Annotated in this window: 12 protein-coding genes; 4 read left to right on the top strand and 8 right to left on the bottom strand. The window is 44.8% G+C overall.

From position 1 onward, the window contains the following. Window positions 1-51 precede the first annotated feature (51 nt). Window positions 52-2469 (bottom strand): glycoside hydrolase family 3 N-terminal domain-containing protein, encoded by a 2418-nt coding sequence (locus GMES_RS02495; RefSeq protein WP_006990984.1) that lies wholly within the window; start codon window positions 2467-2469, stop codon window positions 52-54. 273 nt (window positions 2470-2742) lie between these two features. On the opposite strand from GMES_RS02495, the gene GMES_RS02500 reads away from it, so the two are divergent. The 3 genes from GMES_RS02500 to GMES_RS02510 all read left to right on the top strand — a co-directional run bounded on the left by GMES_RS02500 (window position 2743) and on the right by GMES_RS02510 (window position 6261). Further along, window positions 2743-3447, top strand: a complete 705-nt coding sequence (locus tag GMES_RS02500; protein WP_006990985.1) for an NUDIX hydrolase — start codon at window positions 2743-2745, stop codon at window positions 3445-3447. A gap of 134 nt (window positions 3448-3581) precedes the next feature. Then, window positions 3582-4733 (top strand): glycoside hydrolase family 43 protein, encoded by a 1152-nt coding sequence (locus tag GMES_RS02505; protein ID WP_006990986.1) that lies wholly within the window; start codon window positions 3582-3584, stop codon window positions 4731-4733. Window positions 4734-4860: 127 nt separating this feature from the next. After that, window positions 4861-6261 carry a sugar porter family MFS transporter gene (locus GMES_RS02510; protein WP_006990987.1) on the top strand — a complete coding sequence of 467 codons (1401 nt, stop codon included), beginning with the start codon at window positions 4861-4863 and terminating at the stop codon, window positions 6259-6261. A gap of 561 nt (window positions 6262-6822) precedes the next feature. Here GMES_RS02510 and xylA read toward each other — a convergent pair. Both xylA and xylB read right to left on the bottom strand, forming a co-directional pair. Beyond that, window positions 6823-8142 carry a xylose isomerase gene (xylA, locus tag GMES_RS02515; protein WP_006990989.1) on the bottom strand — a complete coding sequence of 440 codons (1320 nt, stop codon included), beginning with the start codon at window positions 8140-8142 and terminating at the stop codon, window positions 6823-6825. Window positions 8143-8295: 153 nt separating this feature from the next. After that, window positions 8296-9774, bottom strand: coding sequence for a xylulokinase (gene xylB, locus GMES_RS02520; protein ID WP_006990990.1), 1479 nt, complete (start codon window positions 9772-9774; stop codon window positions 8296-8298). Between the two features lie 182 nt (window positions 9775-9956). On the opposite strand from xylB, the gene GMES_RS02525 reads away from it, so the two are divergent. Beyond that, entirely contained in the window at window positions 9957-11129 is a 1173-nt protein-coding gene (locus GMES_RS02525) for a XylR family transcriptional regulator (RefSeq protein ID WP_006990991.1), read from the top strand. 51 nt (window positions 11130-11180) lie between these two features. On the opposite strand, the gene GMES_RS02530 is transcribed toward GMES_RS02525, so the two are convergent. The 5 genes from GMES_RS02530 to proC form a co-directional block, all read right to left on the bottom strand. After that, window positions 11181-13892, bottom strand: coding sequence for an ATP-binding protein (locus GMES_RS02530; protein ID WP_033184759.1), 2712 nt, complete (start codon window positions 13890-13892; stop codon window positions 11181-11183). Between the two features lie 20 nt (window positions 13893-13912). Continuing rightward, complete coding sequence (locus GMES_RS02535; protein ID WP_006990993.1) at window positions 13913-15220, bottom strand: ABC transporter substrate-binding protein; 1308 nt, start codon at window positions 15218-15220, stop codon at window positions 13913-13915. 86 nt (window positions 15221-15306) lie between these two features. Further along, complete coding sequence (locus tag GMES_RS02540; RefSeq protein ID WP_039986346.1) at window positions 15307-15756, bottom strand: DUF4426 domain-containing protein; 450 nt, start codon at window positions 15754-15756, stop codon at window positions 15307-15309. After that, window positions 15737-16279, bottom strand: coding sequence for a YggT family protein (locus GMES_RS02545; protein ID WP_006990995.1), 543 nt, complete (start codon window positions 16277-16279; stop codon window positions 15737-15739). Before GMES_RS02545 ends, GMES_RS02540 begins: the two co-directional genes overlap by 20 nt. A 25-nt stretch (window positions 16280-16304) precedes the next feature. Beyond that, on the bottom strand, window positions 16305-17126 hold the full coding sequence (proC, locus tag GMES_RS02550; RefSeq protein WP_006990996.1) for a pyrroline-5-carboxylate reductase: 822 nt from the start codon (window positions 17124-17126) through the stop codon (window positions 16305-16307). Window positions 17127-17239 lie beyond the last annotated feature (113 nt).

Consider the following 17239-nt stretch of genomic DNA (forward strand, 5'->3'; position numbering starts at 1 on the left):
GGCCTGAATCGGCCGTTTTTTTGTTTAGATTTATGCCTTTTTAATCTGCCCCTATTGCACACTCACATTGGTCAGATAAGCTTTTTGCGCTTGTTGTATTTCACTTACTTCGCCAGTGATTTCAAACGCGTCTTCTAAACGTACATCGTCTGAAGCACTGCCTATCATCAGCTTTATTTCACCTGGCTCTACCACAAAACGCATCTGTGCATCGTAAAACGCCAGTAGATTGATCGGTAGTTCGAACGTGACCTTCTTGCTCTCACCTGCTTTGAGCGCTACTCGTTTGAAGCCTTTTAGTTCCTTCACAGGGCGAGTTACACTGGAAAATACATCGCGAATGTACAGCTGAGCTACTTCTTCGCCGTCAACATCACCGCTGTTGGTCAGCGTAAAGCTTACACTTACAGTGCCGTTTGCTTCGGCATTTGCGGCATCTATGGACAAATCACCATAGTCAAAAGTGGTGTAGCTTAGCCCATGACCAAAGGCAAATGCAGGCGCGGTGTCACCAAAAATATAACCACGCTTAGCAGATGGCTTGTGGTTGTAAAACACAGGTAGCTGACCAATCGTTTTTGGCAGGGTTAAGGGCAACTTACCGCTAGGGTTTACATCACCAAAGAGCACATTTGCCAATGCGGTGCCGGTTTCTTGTCCAAGGTACCAAGCTTCGATAATAGCGGGGGCGTCTTGATACAGGTTACCGAGTGTCAGCGGGCGACCATTTGAAAGAATAAGCACAGTCGGTGTGCCCGTGGCTAATACGGCTTCAACCAGTGCGTGTTGTTTACCCAGTAAATGCAATGAATCGCGATCCCCTAAGTGATTTTCTGCCCACGCTTCTCGGGAGCTGCCTTCGTTTGAGCCCACCACGACCACAGCAACATCGCTGCGCTTGGCCAGTGCAACTGCATCGTCAATAAGAGCCTGGGCGTTGCTTAAATCAGCAAGCTTCATGCTCTCCTTGTTCCAGCGCTCTTTAGAGTAGCTTTGCGCTTTTACTGATGCGGGTAATGGGTCTTCAATGTCTTGTGTGATAAGTGCACCACGAGAAAACTCAACCTTGGCATTTTTACCTAACTTGTTACGCAAACCATCCAAAATGGTCACCGTTTGACGCGGAATATCGCTATAGCCACCTAACAAGGTTTCATCAGCATGGGGACCAATGACCGCCACGCTTTTTACCTTGGTTTTGTCTAACGGAAGTACCCCGTCATTCTTTAACAGCACCATGGCTTTCTCAGCAGTGGTTTGCGCTAAGTCACGGTGTGCTTGACTGCCAACAATGGCGTTGACTGCGTTTTCATCTGTATAAGGGTTTTCGAACAAGCCTAATTTAAACTTCTCTCGAAGAATACGTGTTACCGCTGTATCAATTTTTTGAATAGAAACTTTTTTGTCATTCACCAGTTTTTCAAGCAAAGGGAACACTTCTCGGTCTGGCATTTCCACATCGACACCGGCATTGAGTGCCATGATAGCGGCATTCTCTTTGGTTCCGGCTAATCCATGACGGGTGATAAGCTCGTTGATCGCATAGTAGTCACTGACTAGAAGGCCATCAAAGCCCCATTCATCGCGCAGAATATCGGTTAACAACATTTTATTTGCGTGAGAGGGAATACCATCTATTTCATTATAGGACGCCATCACACTACCTACGTGGGCCAATGTTACGGCGGCTTCAAAGGGAAATAAAAATACTTCGCGAAGGGCGCGTTCGCCAATTGGAGCGGGGGCGATATTTAAACCGCCTGTCGGTTGACCGTGTCCGGCAAGGTGTTTAAGCGTTGCCATAACACGATTTTCAGGAATATTTTGCTCATCACCTTGAAAGCCTTTTACAGCGGAAACACCCAGCTCACCGATTAAATATGGGTCTTCGCCCATGGTTTCCTCTATTCGACCCCAGCGAGGGTCACGAGCAACATCAAGAATTGGGGTTAGGGCTTGATTGCCGCCACGGGCGCGCACTTCTTGTGCACTGGCTTGATAGATATCGTAGATTAATTGTGGGTCCCAGGTGCTAGCCATAGCAATTGCTTGTGGGAAACTCGTGGCTTCACTGGCGGCATGGCCATGTAACGCTTCTTCATGAAAAATGGCCGGAATGGATAAACGCGTGTTATCGATTAACCATTTCTGAATGGCATTGGTGTATTTGACGGTATCTTCAGGCGATAAATCTTCACTGGGACGCGCAATGTGGCCTATACCCAGTGGCAGTATTTTCTCGGCCTTGCTGGTCTTAAGGGCGCCATTTGGCCCTTTTAGTTCACGACCTTCGTGCCACACGGTTTGTAGTTGCGCGACTTTTTCTTGCAAGGTCATTTGATTCAATAAGTCACTCACCCTTTGTTCGGTGGGCAAACTGGCGTCTTGGTAAACACTGGCCGCAAGGCTATTAAATGCTAAGGAGGCTAAGCCCATAGCAAGCACGCTTTTGATCGAACACATTCTCATCTTAAATCCCTATTTGGCGCTGAAAGTAATGGGGGACGACATTGGCACATTTTTACTGCCGTAATATCCCATGCTATTGACTAGTGTAACGAGATGAAATCATAATGGTCATTGTGACAATTTGTAAATCAATTATTATATTTTAGTAAAATCGCATTTTTGATGAAAAAGTGAGCTAAGGCCTGTTTGTTTACGGATTGTTAATAAGGTGGTTTTGTTTAATATGCATTTTGATGTGTTTACTGGAAAATTTTAGAGCTTGGGGGAAAGCGATTGGATAAAAAAAGCAATGACTCATCCAAGCCACATATGATCGAAGCCTTGTCAGTAGATAATGTGGTATTGGGAATTGAAAACGGTCGATTGATGGTGTTAACCGCAAAGTATAATGCAGGATTAGCCCAAGGTCAGTGGGGATTATTAGGCGGTTGGGTTTCCTATGATGAACCCATCGACAACGCGGCAAAGCGAATTCTGAAAATGATCACGGGTGTCGACGACATGTACCTAGAGCAATTTCGTGCATTTGGTGAAGTGCAACGGTACCCAGCAGAGCGCGTTGTCACCATTGCTTACTATGCTTTGGTGCGTCCTGATCTATATAAGATGATGCCTGGCGGAACAGCCTCACACGTTGAATGGCGCGATGTACATAAATTACCGACCTTGATTTACGATCATAGCAGCATCGTTAAAGCTGTTTTATCCCATCTTAAAAACAAAATTCGCCATGAACCTATCGGTTTTAACTTATTGCCGGAAAAATTCACGTTATTACAGTTACAAGAAGTGTATGAGGCGATATTAGACGTAAAACTCGATAAGCCGAATTTCAGACGAAAAATTCTGAAGATGAATCTCTTGATTGACTGTGAAGAAAAACAAAAGGGCGTAATGCATCGTGCTGCGAGCCTATATCGATTTGATATGGTGGTTTATCAAAAGCTATGTGAGCACGGCTTTAACTTTGAATTCTGAACAGAGCCAGATTGCGCTTTTTCATTCAGGCTTTACTATTTTTGTCATAAAAAGGAATTTGAATGTTGTGTGGTAGACAGGGTTTGTCACATATGGTTAACATGACTATAACTAATTTATAGTAGGACATAAAAGTGCAAACACGTTATTTACCTCTATTGGCCTTAGGTGCCGTCATGTTGTCAGCTTGTACAGAACAAGTTAGTCATAAAGAAGAAGCAAGAGATACCTTGCAAGTCCCAGCTAAGTCGAACGCAGACGCAGCGCAACAACAAGAAGTGAAGCAAGTAGGCCAAAAAGGCTTAGATGAATATGGCTCTAAATCTTTGCCTCTGGTAACCAATATATATACTGCAGACCCGTCTGCTCACGTGTTTGACGATAAGCTTTATATTTATCCGTCACACGACTATGAAGCGGGCATTCCTCAAAACGACAACGGCGATCATTTCGCTATGCGTGATTATCACGTTTTATCCATGAACGAAGTCGGCGGGGAAGTGACTGAACATGGTTTAGCGCTGTCCGTTGATGATGTGCCTTGGGCTGGTCGTCAAATGTGGGCGCCTGATGCTGCCAGCAAAAACGGCCAATATTACCTCTATTTTCCGTTAAAAGACCAACAAGATATTTTTCGTATCGGTGTAGCTACAAGTGATTCACCTGTTGGGCCGTTTACGCCCGAGGCCGAGCCAATGACCGGCAGCTTTAGCATGGATCCCGCCGTATTTGAGGATGATGACCAGCAGCACTATTTGTTTTTTGGTGGTATTTGGGGCGGGCAATTACAGCGCTGGACAAAAGATGAGTACAGTCCACAAGATGACTACCCTGCAGATGATGCGCCAGCCTTGATGCCCAAGGCCGTGAAGCTAACAGGTGATATGTTGTCTATGGATGGTGAGCCACAGGACATCATGATTTTAGATGAAAGCGGCGAGCCCATTAAGCAAGGGGATTTAGACCGCCGTTTCTTTGAGGCCGCTTGGGTACATAAGTATCAAAGAAATTACTATCTGTCTTACTCTACTGGCGATACGCACAAAATTGTTTATGCCATGAGTAAGAACTTAATGGGGCCGTATACCTTTAAGGGCGTGGTACTTGACCCTGTTATCGGTTGGACGAATCATCATTCTATCGCTGAATTTCAAGGCAAGTGGTATCTGTTCTATCACGATAGCACGCTATCAAAAGGGCAAACCCACTTACGTAGCGTGAAGATGGCAGAGCTGAAATATAACGAGGACGGTACGATAGTCCCTTATCAGGCTTATTACCGATAACGACATTTTTGCCTGAACCTGTGTTCAGGCTTTTTACTTAATAACGCCCAATTCAAGCTTATAAATAACCAATAAATACAGCTTTAATCGGATGTTATCCACCAGGGATATGAAAGAGGAATAGGTTTTGTCTCAAAATAACGAAAATACACTGATGATCATTCTTGTCAGTTGCGTTGCAACAATAGGGGGGTTCCTATTTGGCTTCGACAGCGGCGTCATCAATGGCACGGTTGATGGATTGCAAGGTGCGTTTAAATCCGACAATGCAGGTACGGGTTTCAATGTATCAAGCATGTTGTTAGGTTGCGCTGTTGGCGCATTTAGTGCCGGGCGCTTAGCGGATAGATTTGGGCGTCGCCCTTTGCTCATTACGGCTGCGGTTTTCTTTATCATCAGCGCCTGGGGCTCGGGTGTTTCAACATCATCGATGGAATTTGTGGTTTACCGTATTCTTGGTGGTTTAGCCGTAGGTGCTGCGTCGGTCATGGCTCCTGCCTATATCAGTGAGATTGCGCCAGCGCGTTTTCGTGGCACGTTGTCTTCAGTGCAACAAGTGGCCATTATCTTCGGTTTATTTTCTGCTTTTGTGAGTAATTACTTCCTTGCGAATATCGCTGGCTCATCAACGGCCGAGTTTTGGATGGGCTATCAAGCATGGCGCTGGATGTTCTGGATTGAGCTTATTCCTGCAACACTTTTTCTTGTGGCGTTAATGTTTATTCCAGAGAGCCCACGTTATTTGGTGATGAGTAAAAACACTGAAAAAGCCAAACGGGTATTAAATGCCTTGTATGGTGATACCCAAGGGCAAACCAAATTACAAGAAATTGAAGCGTCTCGTGAAACGCAAGAATCTAAGCCAAAGCTGACGGACTTGATTGACAAAGTAAGCGGTAAAATACGCCCAATTATGTGGGTCGGTATTGGTCTAGCGGTATTTCAGCAGTTAGTTGGTATTAACGTGGTGTTCTATTATGGCGCTGTTTTATGGCAAGCGGCTGGGTTCTCAGAGTCCGATGCGCTAATGATCAACGTGATAAGCGGTGCAGTCAGTATCGCCGCCGTATTTGTGACTATGTTCCTGATTGACAAAGTGGGACGCAAACCCTTCTTGTTAATTGGTTCTGTGGGCATGACATTTGCCCTCGGCACCATGGTGTACATTTTTGCTAACTCTGGCCTTGATGCTAATGGCAACTTGAGCTTGGGAGATCAAGGCGTAATCGCACTTATTGCGGCAAATGCTTATGTGTTTTTCTTCAATCTGTCTTGGGGCCCTGTCATGTGGGTGATGTTAGGGGAAATGTTCCCTAATCAAATCCGTGGTTCAGGGTTGGCCGTGGCAGGCTTTGCACAGTGGAGTGCTAACTTTATAGTGACCTTCAGCTTCCCCATATTCTTGGCCTCAATTGGACTCGCTGGCGCATACAGCATATATGCACTTGGCGCCTTAATATCCATTGTCTTCGTGTACAAGTTAGTACAAGAAACGCGAGGCAAAGAGCTAGAAGAAATGCAAGGCTAAGCCTTACTGATTTACGCTCAATTAAGCCGCTGACTTCAGCGGCTTTCTTTTATGTGAACTATGTGTGCCAGGTTATTTCACCCCATCGCTTAATCAAACCCGCCCGCTCCATCGCGCAGTACAACGCTTTCAACACAGCGCTTTTGCCATCAGCTATTCGCTGACTCACGCGCAACAATTCTCGACTTTATAATCGGGGTATAAATGGCCATGTATAGGCTTATTGGATGTCTCTTTATGAGCTTCTTTAGGGTTATCTGTTGGCTTTAGGCCTCTCTATTAGCTTAAGGCTTCTCTAAACGCACTTGGCAGTAGTACTTTGTACCTAACGAACTCTGGTCAAATGAGCGCTGCTTTGCACTAGCTACTTAAATTTATAGCGCGTGGGGCGGGGAGTTCGCTTCTGTGTGCTGATGCGTAATAGATTTTATAGCAGGCAAAAAAATAGCCTAACGTAGGTTAGGCTATTAGGGGTGAGCGTATAAACAGGACATTGCTCAGGAGCGAATCAAAGGCGAGAGAGTGGGGACGACTTTGATTCAGCTACCAGTCATTAGGTTTTTAGCCGTATAAAACGTTATTAACCTTGTTCTCTAGTAACTCTTGCTGGCCACTAACATGCTTAGGTTGTAGGTTCTTGTCTACGCAGAGGTTAGCGAGTGACTCAAGGTTGAAATCGCCCCCTTGAATACCTTTGCCTAGCTCGCCATTCCAGCCTGCATAACGTTTGCTGACAGCTTGACCAAGGAAATCATTTTCAATCATCAGCGCGGCTTTTTTCAAGCCCATTGCGAGGTGATCCATGCCGCCGATGTGGGCGATGAACATATCTTGAGGATCTGAGCTTTGACGACGTAACTTAGTGTCAAAGTTAAAGCCACCAGATGTGAAACCACCCGCTTTAAGAATTTCATAAATAACCAATGACAATTCTTCAACGCTATTCGGGAACTGGTCAGTATCCCAACCTAGTTGAGGGTCGCCTCGGTTGGCATCGATGCTACCAAACAAGCCAAGTGATATAGCCGTAGCCACTTCATGCTGGAACGAGTGACCGGCCAAAGTGGCGTGGTTAGCTTCAATGTTCACTTTAAATTCGTTTTCTAAACCGTATTGCTTCAAGAAGCCATAAACGGTTGCTGTGTCGTAATCGTACTGATGCTTAGTGGGCTCTTGTGGCTTAGGTTCGATTAGCAGTAATCCTTTAAAGCCAATTTTATGCTTATGCTCAACAACCATGTTCATGAAACGACCTAATTGCTCACGCTCTTGGCGTAGGTCGGTGTTTAGCAAGGTTTCGTAACCTTCACGACCACCCCAAAGTACATAGTTTTCACCGCCCAAACGCTTAGTCGCGTTCATAGCGTGCATAACCTGAGTCGCACCGTAAGTGAATACTTCAGGGTTAGGGCTAGATGCTGCTCCGCTAGCGTAACGAGGGTTACTGAACAAGTTTGCAGTGCCCCATAACAACTTAAGACCCGTTTCTTCTTGTTTGGCTTCAAGTACGTCAGTCATTTGAGCAAAGTTGTTAATGTACTCTTTGATTGAGTTGCCTTCAGGGGAAACATCCACATCATGGAAACAGTAATAAGGAATATTCAGCTTTGAGAAAAACTCAAATGCAACGTCAGCTTTTTCTTTTGCGCGCTGCATAGCATCACCTGCTTGCAGCCAAGGGCGGTTAAACGTGCCTGCGCCGAATACATCTGCGCCGTCCCAACAGAAGTTGTGCCAGTAACATGCTGCTAGGCGTAAATGCTCTTTCATGCTTTTACCCAACACCAGCTCTTCTGGGTTGTAATGGCGAAATGCTAATGGGTTATCTGAACTGGTACCTTCAAACTTTACTTTCGGGATGTCTTTAAAATATTCAGCCATGAGGTTCTCCTGATTAATGCTGTTGACGTCTCATTGATACACCTCATCATCACAACTGATGAGGTGCGTCACAATTACGTTTTTTAGATTAACTTTTGTGTTTTGTTGGTTTTTAAAATGTCATCGAGCGCGGTTTTTCCGTTACTCAATGGGCTAAAAAAATTCTTGGGTTGCCTGGTACAAAGCCGAGAATTTAGCCCGGCGTTGTGCATAAGACTGTGCCTTTTCAGGGTTAGGTTGATACACTGAATCAAGCGTGGGTTGCGGGCAAATCTGTTCGATTGGCTTCTCTGGTTGCATAGCTAATTGTGCTAAGCGAGCGGCACCTAAACCAGGGCCTACATCGCCGCCTTGGCGATAGGTGACTGGGCGCTGCAATACATCAGCAATAAGTTGTCGCCAATAGGCGCTTTTGGCGCCACCACCAATTAAGGTAATTTCATCCACCTGTACCCCTGACGCATGCAATGCATCGACGCCATCGGCGAGGCCAAATGTCACACCCTCTAAAACGCTGTGGGTCATAGCAACTTGTGAGCTTGAGTGGGTTAACCCGAAAAAGGCCCCAGTCGCATTGGGATTATTATGGGGCGTGCGCTCACCGCTTAAGTAAGGCAAAAACAACGGTCCGTTTTGGGGGCGGTCTTGTGTGTCAGTGGTTTTATTTTTAGTGGCTTGTTCAAGTTCGGTTAGCAGCACTAATACTTCTTTTTTAGCGACCTGCTCGGCGTACCACTGCAAACAACTGGCGGCACTTAACATAACAGACATCAAATGCCAGGTATGGGGTAAGGCGTGACAGAAACTGTGGACCGCTGACTCAGGATTACTGCGAAAGCCTTCACTTACCGCAAAGTAAACACCAGAAGTACCAAGTGACAGCATCGCCTGACCCGGTTTAACAATGCCGACACCAATGGCGCCTGCTGCATTATCGCCAGCACCAGCAACCAAGGGTATGCATTTCATGTTCCAGCGTTTAGCCACGTCATCAGATAAGGTGCCGGTAATTGCATTGCCTTCAAACAAAGTTGGCATATGAGATTCGTTTAAACCACACACTTTGAGCATGTCAGCATGCCAGCATCGTTTATCTACATCTAACCACATGGTGCCCGCCGCATCTGACATATCCGAGGCAAAATCACCACTGAGCAGTAGGCGTAAATAATCTTTAGGCAGTAGCACTTTATCGATTTTTGCGAACAGTTCTGGCTCATGCTGTTTCACCCATAACAACTTGGGTGCAGTAAAGCCAGGCATAATAATATTGCCCGTAATCTCACGTGCATTGGGAACCCGCTGTTCAATTTCTTCGCACTGAGCTTCACAGCGCCCATCATTCCACAGTATCGCAGGGCGAAGCACCTGTTGGTGTTCATCAAGTAAGGTTGCGCCGTGCATTTGACCTGCAAAACCAATCGCTTGTATACCAGACAGGTCGTGCTGCGCGTGAAGCTTGTCCATGGCCGCGCAGAATCCGTCCCACCAGTCTTGTGGGTTTTGCTCCGACCACAAGGGCTTGGGCCTTGAGACTTCAAATGCGCAGGACGCGCTATCTACTATTGCACCGCTGTCGTCGGTTAATACCAACTTGATACCAGAGGTTCCTAAATCAACACCTAAAAACATGGGAGTACCTGCTTAATAATGAGTTTGTCAGATACTAGCAGAACGATTAAATTAAACTGCAATGCAGGTAATAACGAAATTTGATAACGAAATTTCGTAACCGCCTTAACGAGTAATGTAGTAGTGCCGTGATATGGGCTAATGCACTATAGACTCGGACATTAAGAGAGACTAGGTGATATATGTTTCAAGCGAAGCACAGTATTAGTTTGCTATTTAACGCTAACAAAGTGTACGACCGCCAAGTAATTGAAGGGATTGGGCACTATCTACAATCCTCAAAAGTTGATTGGGATGTGTACTTAGAAGAAGATTTTTTAATCCGCTTAGAGCACATTGAAGATTGGGGCGGGGACGGCATTATTGCTGATTTTGACGACCCCTCGATTCAAAAAATGCTCGTAAACAGTAAAATTCCGGTCGTTGGGGTTGGTGGCTCTTATTCTAAAGATGAGGACTACCCTGACGTGCCTTACGTGGCCACAGACAATTTCGCCGTAGTGCAAGCCGCGTACGAACATTTAAAAAAGAAAGGTTTAGAGCGTTTTGCATTTTATGGCTTGCCCAGTGATAAAGGTCACCGCTGGGCGGTAGAGCGTGAGCAGGCGATCATTAAATTGTGCCAAGCAGACGGATATGAGTGTTCAATTTACCGAGGGCACCCAACACGACCAGAAACTTGGCAATACACTATGAATCGATTATCTGACTGGATCCAAGGCTTGCCAAATCCGGTGGGTATTATCAGCGTAACCGATGCGCGCGCGAGGCATTTACTCCAGGCCTGTGAACAGATAGGGAAATTGGTGCCGGACAATATATCTATTGTAGGTATTGATGATGACGATATCGCACGTTATTTGAGCCGCATTAGCCTGAGTTCAGTCACCCAAGGGTGCTTTGAAATGGGATTTCAAGCCGCAAAATTACTGCATAGACGATTAGAAAACAGCAACCTGAAGAACAAACGGGTATTGGTACCACCGGCAGGCGTTTCTGAGCGTCAATCCACCGACTTTAAGGCGCTAAAAGACCCCTATGTTATTCAAGCCATGCACTTTATAAGACAAAATGCCTCTAGAGGCATAAAAGTTGAACAAGTACTGGATTATGTTGGTGTGTCGCGTTCGAATCTTGAACAGCGCTTCAAGGATGAAAGAGGCCATAGTATCCACACAGAAATTCACAATGAAAAACTCGAAAAAGCCTGTGATATGTTGGTGGAAGGTAGTGCGTCTACAACGGAAATAGCCACATTATGCGGTTACCCTTCATTGCAATATATGTATGCGGTGTTTAAAAAGCATTATGGCAAAACACCTAGGGAATACAGAGAGGAGCACTCAAAGGAATAATCACCTGTTGGCCTGCTTTTGGTGGCATAAGCAGGCTATTTTTCGCACCTTCTATTCGGTTTCTGTTTGTGCTTTTATCTTTATTTTGGCTGGTAAATACTTACGGAGCATGTCTTCAAGGGCAACTAACTTCAACGGCTTCGTCAGATACTCATTCATGCCCACTTCTTTAGCTTGTACAAAATCTTCTTTCATTGCGTTCGCGGATAATCCACATATGATCAGGTCGAGAAGACCTTGTTGACGTATCTCAATGGTGGCCTGGTAGCCGTCCATGACCGGCATTTGTATGTCCATTAACACCACGTCATAATGCGCGGAATTAATCACTTTAGTGACCGCTTGCTGGCCATTTTCAGCAATATCAAACGTAATCCCCAGCACGCGTAGCATTTCTCCGGTGACAACCTGATTGATGCTATTGTCTTCTACCAGCAAAATATGACCGTCGTACTCCACTTGTTCATTGAACTGCGGACTAGGGATATCAGATACAAATTGCTCTTCATTCAGCAGTGAGTGAATAAACGAGACCAAATGGCCAGGTGTAAAAGGGTGGGTCAAACAAGGGAAGCTCCAAATATTTATCAGCTTCTGTGGCAAATTACTCGGTTGAGTATCAGTAATAAAGCCAACATTTCTACTAACGTCTTTCAGTTTCTGTATCGACGGCCCTATGGCTTTGTGCTCACCTAAGTCAGCCACGTCTATGATAACGATGTCATTCTCTGTTATTTCAGGCAGCATTTTCTCAAGCTGCATATGTGGGAAGTGATGATAATCCATGTCGACATTATTGAAATATTGCTGTTCAATTAAGCCTTTGGGTGTCTTACTGAAATAATACATCTTGCGCTGAGGCTGAGGCGCAATATGAAAAATATGCTGCTCATTAGACTGGACTATCACAGTGAATGTCACCTCAAATATACTGCCCACATTGAGCTCTGATTGTGCGGTGACGTTGCCCCCCATAAGATGCACCAGCTGCTTCACTATCGTTAAGCCCAAACCTGTACCACCGAAATCACGGCTGGTGGAGCCATCGGCCTGGGTGAATGACTCAAAGACTTTTTCTAGCTGTTCTTTAGACATGCCAATGCCTGTATCCTTTACGCGGGCCTTGAGTAATAGCTTGTCACTGTTGGGTAAAATATCATGGGTTATAGATATGGTAATTGAGCCGTTACGAGTGAACTTGACGGCATTACTGGTTAAGTTCAGTAATACTTGGCTGATGCGCAACGGGTCGCCAATTAAAGTTGGAGGAATATTGGGATCGCATATAAATCGCACATTGAGGTTTTTCTCTTGTGCCCGAGCAGAAATATTCGTCAACAAGTTAGCAAACACAGAATTAAGCGAAAACTCCACTTGTTCAATATCGAGTTTGCCCGCTTCCACTTTCGAGAAGTCTAAAATATCGTTAATCAGGCTCATTAAAATCTGGCTTGAGTACACTACTTTATTTAAATGCTGGCGCTGGGTGGGAGTTAACTCACTTTTCATCACCACATCTAACAAACCAATTATGCCGTTCATAGGGGTACGAATTTCGTGACTCATATTCGCCAAGAACATGCTTTTAGATACAGTGGCTTGTTCAGCTTTGTGTTTCGACTCAACTAATTCCGCATTTAGCATTTCTTGCTCGCTGTTAAGGCGCTGAGCCTGAGCAAGTAAGGCGGATGTCTGCTTATTTTTCTCGTGAAATACATCAGCTGCGTTGGCTAATTGGCCGATTTCGTTATGCCTAGTGATCCCGGGAATGGCATCAACGTCTTCACCTTTGGCAAGCTTTTTAAATACCTCCGTAATGGTGTTGATGGGGATCATGATCCGAGACGCTAAAAAGTAAGCCGTAATACAGGCAAGGAAAATTCCGATAATAGAAAATAAATCACTGCTTATTTGATTCTTTTCAATGTTACTTTTTACTTGTTCATTGGTGTCGCCCAATTTTGAGGTTACAAGGCGATTGAGCTCTCTGGCCATAAATAAAAATTCGTTAGCTGAGCCTGCCATGACTACATTAACCAAAAACAAATACCCGCTTGTGACATTGGTTAGCTGTAAAAACTCGCCGTCTACTTTATCTAGCTTTGTGATTAAGGCAGATGTCGTTGCGTCCGGTAACGCACTTAATAATAAACTCTCCTTCGCTTGACTCAACTCACCTCTGAAGCTTTCTACTAATTGGTAATCTGGGTTAAGCAGATATTGATAGGTGACGTTTTCCGCCCGAGTGATGTGATATTTTGCGCTGGATATACTGATGGAGGATGAACTATCTCCTTGAGATAAAGACGTTAAAATATCACCGATATCGACCGTTAAGTCTTTCTCAAATAACTTGTCACGCTTACTGCGCCCAGCGATAACGTTTGAGAAATTATCTTTGTATTCCGCTATATGATTGCGCATCCTAGAAATAAAGCCGTGGTAGATGTCGGCTTGTTCTTCTTTGCTGGTAAGCGATTCGAGTGTTGCCAGGTTATCGATTGAGCTTTGAATTAATGAATTGAAACGGGTAATCGCAGATTTACTGGCTGAATCTTTATAAATCAACACATTACGTTGTAAATCTAATACATCACGCTCTAGTTCTCGTACTAAGCTTACTTTTATGACCGCCTGATGAGTCAAATCTAAACTGTTGACGAACGAGCTGTGATTGCTACGGGTAACAAACACTTGTGATACCAGTAGCAGAATTAATATTACCGAAACAAGCAGTATCTGGGCTTTAAGGGTTCTAAACACGTGTTATTTTCTCAGCCATTTCATGAGCTTATAAATTCATACCATTTTTGTAACGTATAGTCGTAGGTCGGCATAGCCGTATTCCAAACTGCCACATTACTGAAACGGTCTGTGTAACTACCACCTGATCGTACTTGTCCTCGATTGACCGATATATTTCCATCGGGTCCTTTGAGTGGCTGGCTCGCTGGCTTACCATTATACCAATAGTCCCATTCGCTTTGCTCGAGGTAATCAGCCGAGCGTTGAGCATTGGAGATATAATACCCTTGGCGGGCAATGAATGCACCGGGCCAGCCAGAAAGCCACCAATTCATATATTCGTATGCTACATCTTTTGCGCGCCCTTGGGCACGAGAAGATAAGCACATCACCCCATGCCAGCCACGATACCCCTCTTTAGGTGCGGCGAATGTGACAGGAACGTTCTTACCGTTTAGCGCAGAAACCGCAGGAGAGAACATGCTTTCTATATGGACCCGTCCCGCTTCCATGAAATCAATAGACTCTGGCACTGAGTTCCAAAAGCCGCCAAAAAATTTCTGATGTTTCAAATCAATCAAAATATCAAACAAGCGATCTAATTCATCGACAGATATATTGCCTATATCCGTAAACTTCATTGCGCCACTTGCATCGGCCGCTAACACTAAGTCAAACAAGCCTATGGTGGGATCGTTGATGATTCCCACTTTTCCACTGTGTTTTTTATCAAGCAGCCAGCCCCAACTTTCTGTTTTGTAGGCTATGCCTTGTTCGATTTCGTTGGTGTTATAGCCAAATGAGTCCACATTATGTACATAGGGCAAGAAACTCACTTGGCCAGTTTGCTCACTGCCCAGCGAACCATCTCCTTGTACGTTTACAATTTTAAAAGGTGCGTCACCAGCGCCATATTTTGCTTTTGGTGCGACTCTACCCGTTTTACATAGCGAATTGATTTCATCCCAATGGGTAATGCGCTTGGTTTCAATTGCTTGGATCGAATGATTTCGCCACAGCGGTCGAATACTATTGGACCATTGTTCATAAATATCAAAACTCTCAGGGGAGAGTAATCCGCGTTGCAGAACACTTGGGCTGCCTTTGGGTTCAAATCGGATATCTATACCCAAGTCACTCATCGCACGTTTTCTGAGTGGTTCTTGCAGTGTCACGTGCGTGCCTAATACGCGCAAAGTGTGTTTCTGGCGGGCAAATACGTAAGGGGCTTTGATGATAGAAGTACCGAGCAGCACACCTTTGCCAATCGTTTCTAACGTGGTTCGTTTGGATTTATCGACAGATGAAGCGTTCACGAGTGATTCCGTTTTACACTGTTTATGCATGTTAGCCTCCAATTGGAGACTAAACAGTATGTGAGAACGGACGGTGACGCAATATTATTTGACGATAACTTTGGTCTAATTTTTTCCTATTCTACGTAAAATTTATGTTGAAAGTTAAGGACTTGCTGCTCTAAGCCATCATTTATCTCAACTGAAATACGAAACGTTTCTTGATCGCTAAAAGGCAACACAGCAAGGTAGTAAATAGCTTCGCCTTCACTCACTTCTTTAAACGTGAGTTTCTTACTCACACCGAGTAAATTACGTGCAGTTCCTGTCAGCACCGCGGACTGTGCTGTTTGGTCGGCTTTATCAAGCACTGAAATGTTAATGACGCCATTGTATTTACTGCGAATTATGGAGTAATGCTTAGCGATCTCGGGCGTAATGAAGGTGCTGTTAAAGGCAATATAATGTACGTCCCAATTGCCCAGTGTCTCTTTTTGCTCAGCAAGTGCCGCTCCTGAGAAAAACAAGTTTGCCAGCAGCATCATACTGCCAGCTAATAACGCACGTTTAGAAATAGCCAAAAACATCACCTAGTAGCTTTTGCAAAAAGATAATCACCAAAATCACCACCATTACAGACAAGTCTAAACCACCTAAACTAGGCAGGCGGCGTCTAATTGGCGCGAGTAGTGGTTCTGTCAATTGACCCAACACCATATCCATGGGGTTATAGCCTTGGCTTACCCAGCTCATGATGGCGCGAATAATCAATACCCACATCATTAACGACAGCGCTTCTTTGACCACTAGATAGAAAGAGCCGATCACCAAGCCCAAAGGATTGATATTGGTGTTTCCTATTATCAGGTTAAGTGCCACTATTTTCAGCCCTGCCACCAGTAATGCCAATACCAAGGTAGCGGTATCGATTCTACCGATAGACGGTAACACTCTGCGCAGCGGCCCCACAATTGGGTGGGTGGCTTTGACCACAAATTGACTAAAAGGATTGTAAAAATCGGCCCTCGCTAATTGCAACCAAAAGCGCAGCAGCACTACCATTAAATACAATTCAAACAGGGTATTGACTAAAAACTGCATCGCGCTCATAGATATGTATCTTCCTAAAAACTAATTAAAATAATTTAGCCATTTCTTCGGCTCGAGTGACTGCCGCTTGCATTGCGCCAGACACTAATGTGTCTATACCGTTGTTTTGAAAATGCTCAACGGCTTTGGCGGTAGTGCCACCTTTTGATGTAACTTGGGCGCGCAATTCACTGATTTCAAGCTGCGGGTTGTGACAAACCATTTCTGCAGCCCCCAGCATAGCTTGTTGAACAAGTAATCGCGCGGTTTGATGATCAAAACCCTGGCTTTCAGCTTCTTTTTGCATCGCCTCTAAGAAGGCATAAAAATAAGCTGGGCTGCTGCCTGCAGCTGCAATGACACCATTGATCATTGATTCTTTTTCAACCCATGCAACTTCACCCACTTGAGCCATCAGGTCGCCAGCGTACTCTTTGTCTGCTTGGCTAACATGGGCTGGTGCAAATAAACCGGTCATACCTTTGCCTAAGGAGCTTGGGGTATTTGGCATAGTGCGAACAATATTTGTCTGCTCGCCAAGCATTTCACTTAAGCGCGAGGTTTCAATGCCCGCAGCGATAGAGATAAACAATTTGCCGTTTAACGAGACGTTGTCTTTTAAGGTTGAACACATCTGTTCCATCAGTTGCGGCTTAACGGCAAGTACAATCACATCTGCATCTTGAACCGCTTGCTCGTTCTGCTGCGTTATTTGAATAGAAAAATCACTTTTTAGGGCGCTTAATTTAGGCATAGATGGATTACTGGCGGTGATCTTATCAGCTGGGTAGCCACTGTTACACATGCCACTGATGATGCTTCTGCTCATGTTTCCTGCGCCGATAAAGGCGATATGTCTATGTTGCATAATTATCCTATGTTGTGGTTTTCGAAGAATGAAAATCGACACCTTTTGTTAAATTCTACATGCATACTCTCTATTCATGCATCCTATGGAATTTGCTATGAACCAAAGTAACT

Origin of the sequence: Paraglaciecola mesophila KMM 241, from assembly GCF_000315015.1 — a bacterium.
GTDB lineage: Bacteria > Pseudomonadota > Gammaproteobacteria > Enterobacterales > Alteromonadaceae > Paraglaciecola > Paraglaciecola mesophila.

Coding starts and splice junctions, on each gene's coding strand:
- GMES_RS02495 (WP_006990984.1), bottom strand. CDS start 2,469: ATGAGAATGTGTTCGATCAAAAGCGTGCTTGCTATGGGCTTAGCCTCC.
- xylA (WP_006990989.1), bottom strand. CDS start 8,142: ATGGCTGAATATTTTAAAGACATCCCGAAAGTAAAGTTTGAAGGTACC.
- xylB (WP_006990990.1), bottom strand. CDS start 9,774: ATGTTTTTAGGTGTTGATTTAGGAACCTCTGGTATCAAGTTGGTATTA.
- GMES_RS02525 (WP_006990991.1), top strand. CDS start 9,957: ATGTTTCAAGCGAAGCACAGTATTAGTTTGCTATTTAACGCTAACAAA.
- GMES_RS02535 (WP_006990993.1), bottom strand. CDS start 15,220: ATGCATAAACAGTGTAAAACGGAATCACTCGTGAACGCTTCATCTGTC.
- GMES_RS02540 (WP_039986346.1), bottom strand. CDS start 15,756: ATGTTTTTGGCTATTTCTAAACGTGCGTTATTAGCTGGCAGTATGATG.
- GMES_RS02545 (WP_006990995.1), bottom strand. CDS start 16,279: ATGAGCGCGATGCAGTTTTTAGTCAATACCCTGTTTGAATTGTATTTA.
- proC (WP_006990996.1), bottom strand. CDS start 17,126: ATGCAACATAGACATATCGCCTTTATCGGCGCAGGAAACATGAGCAGA.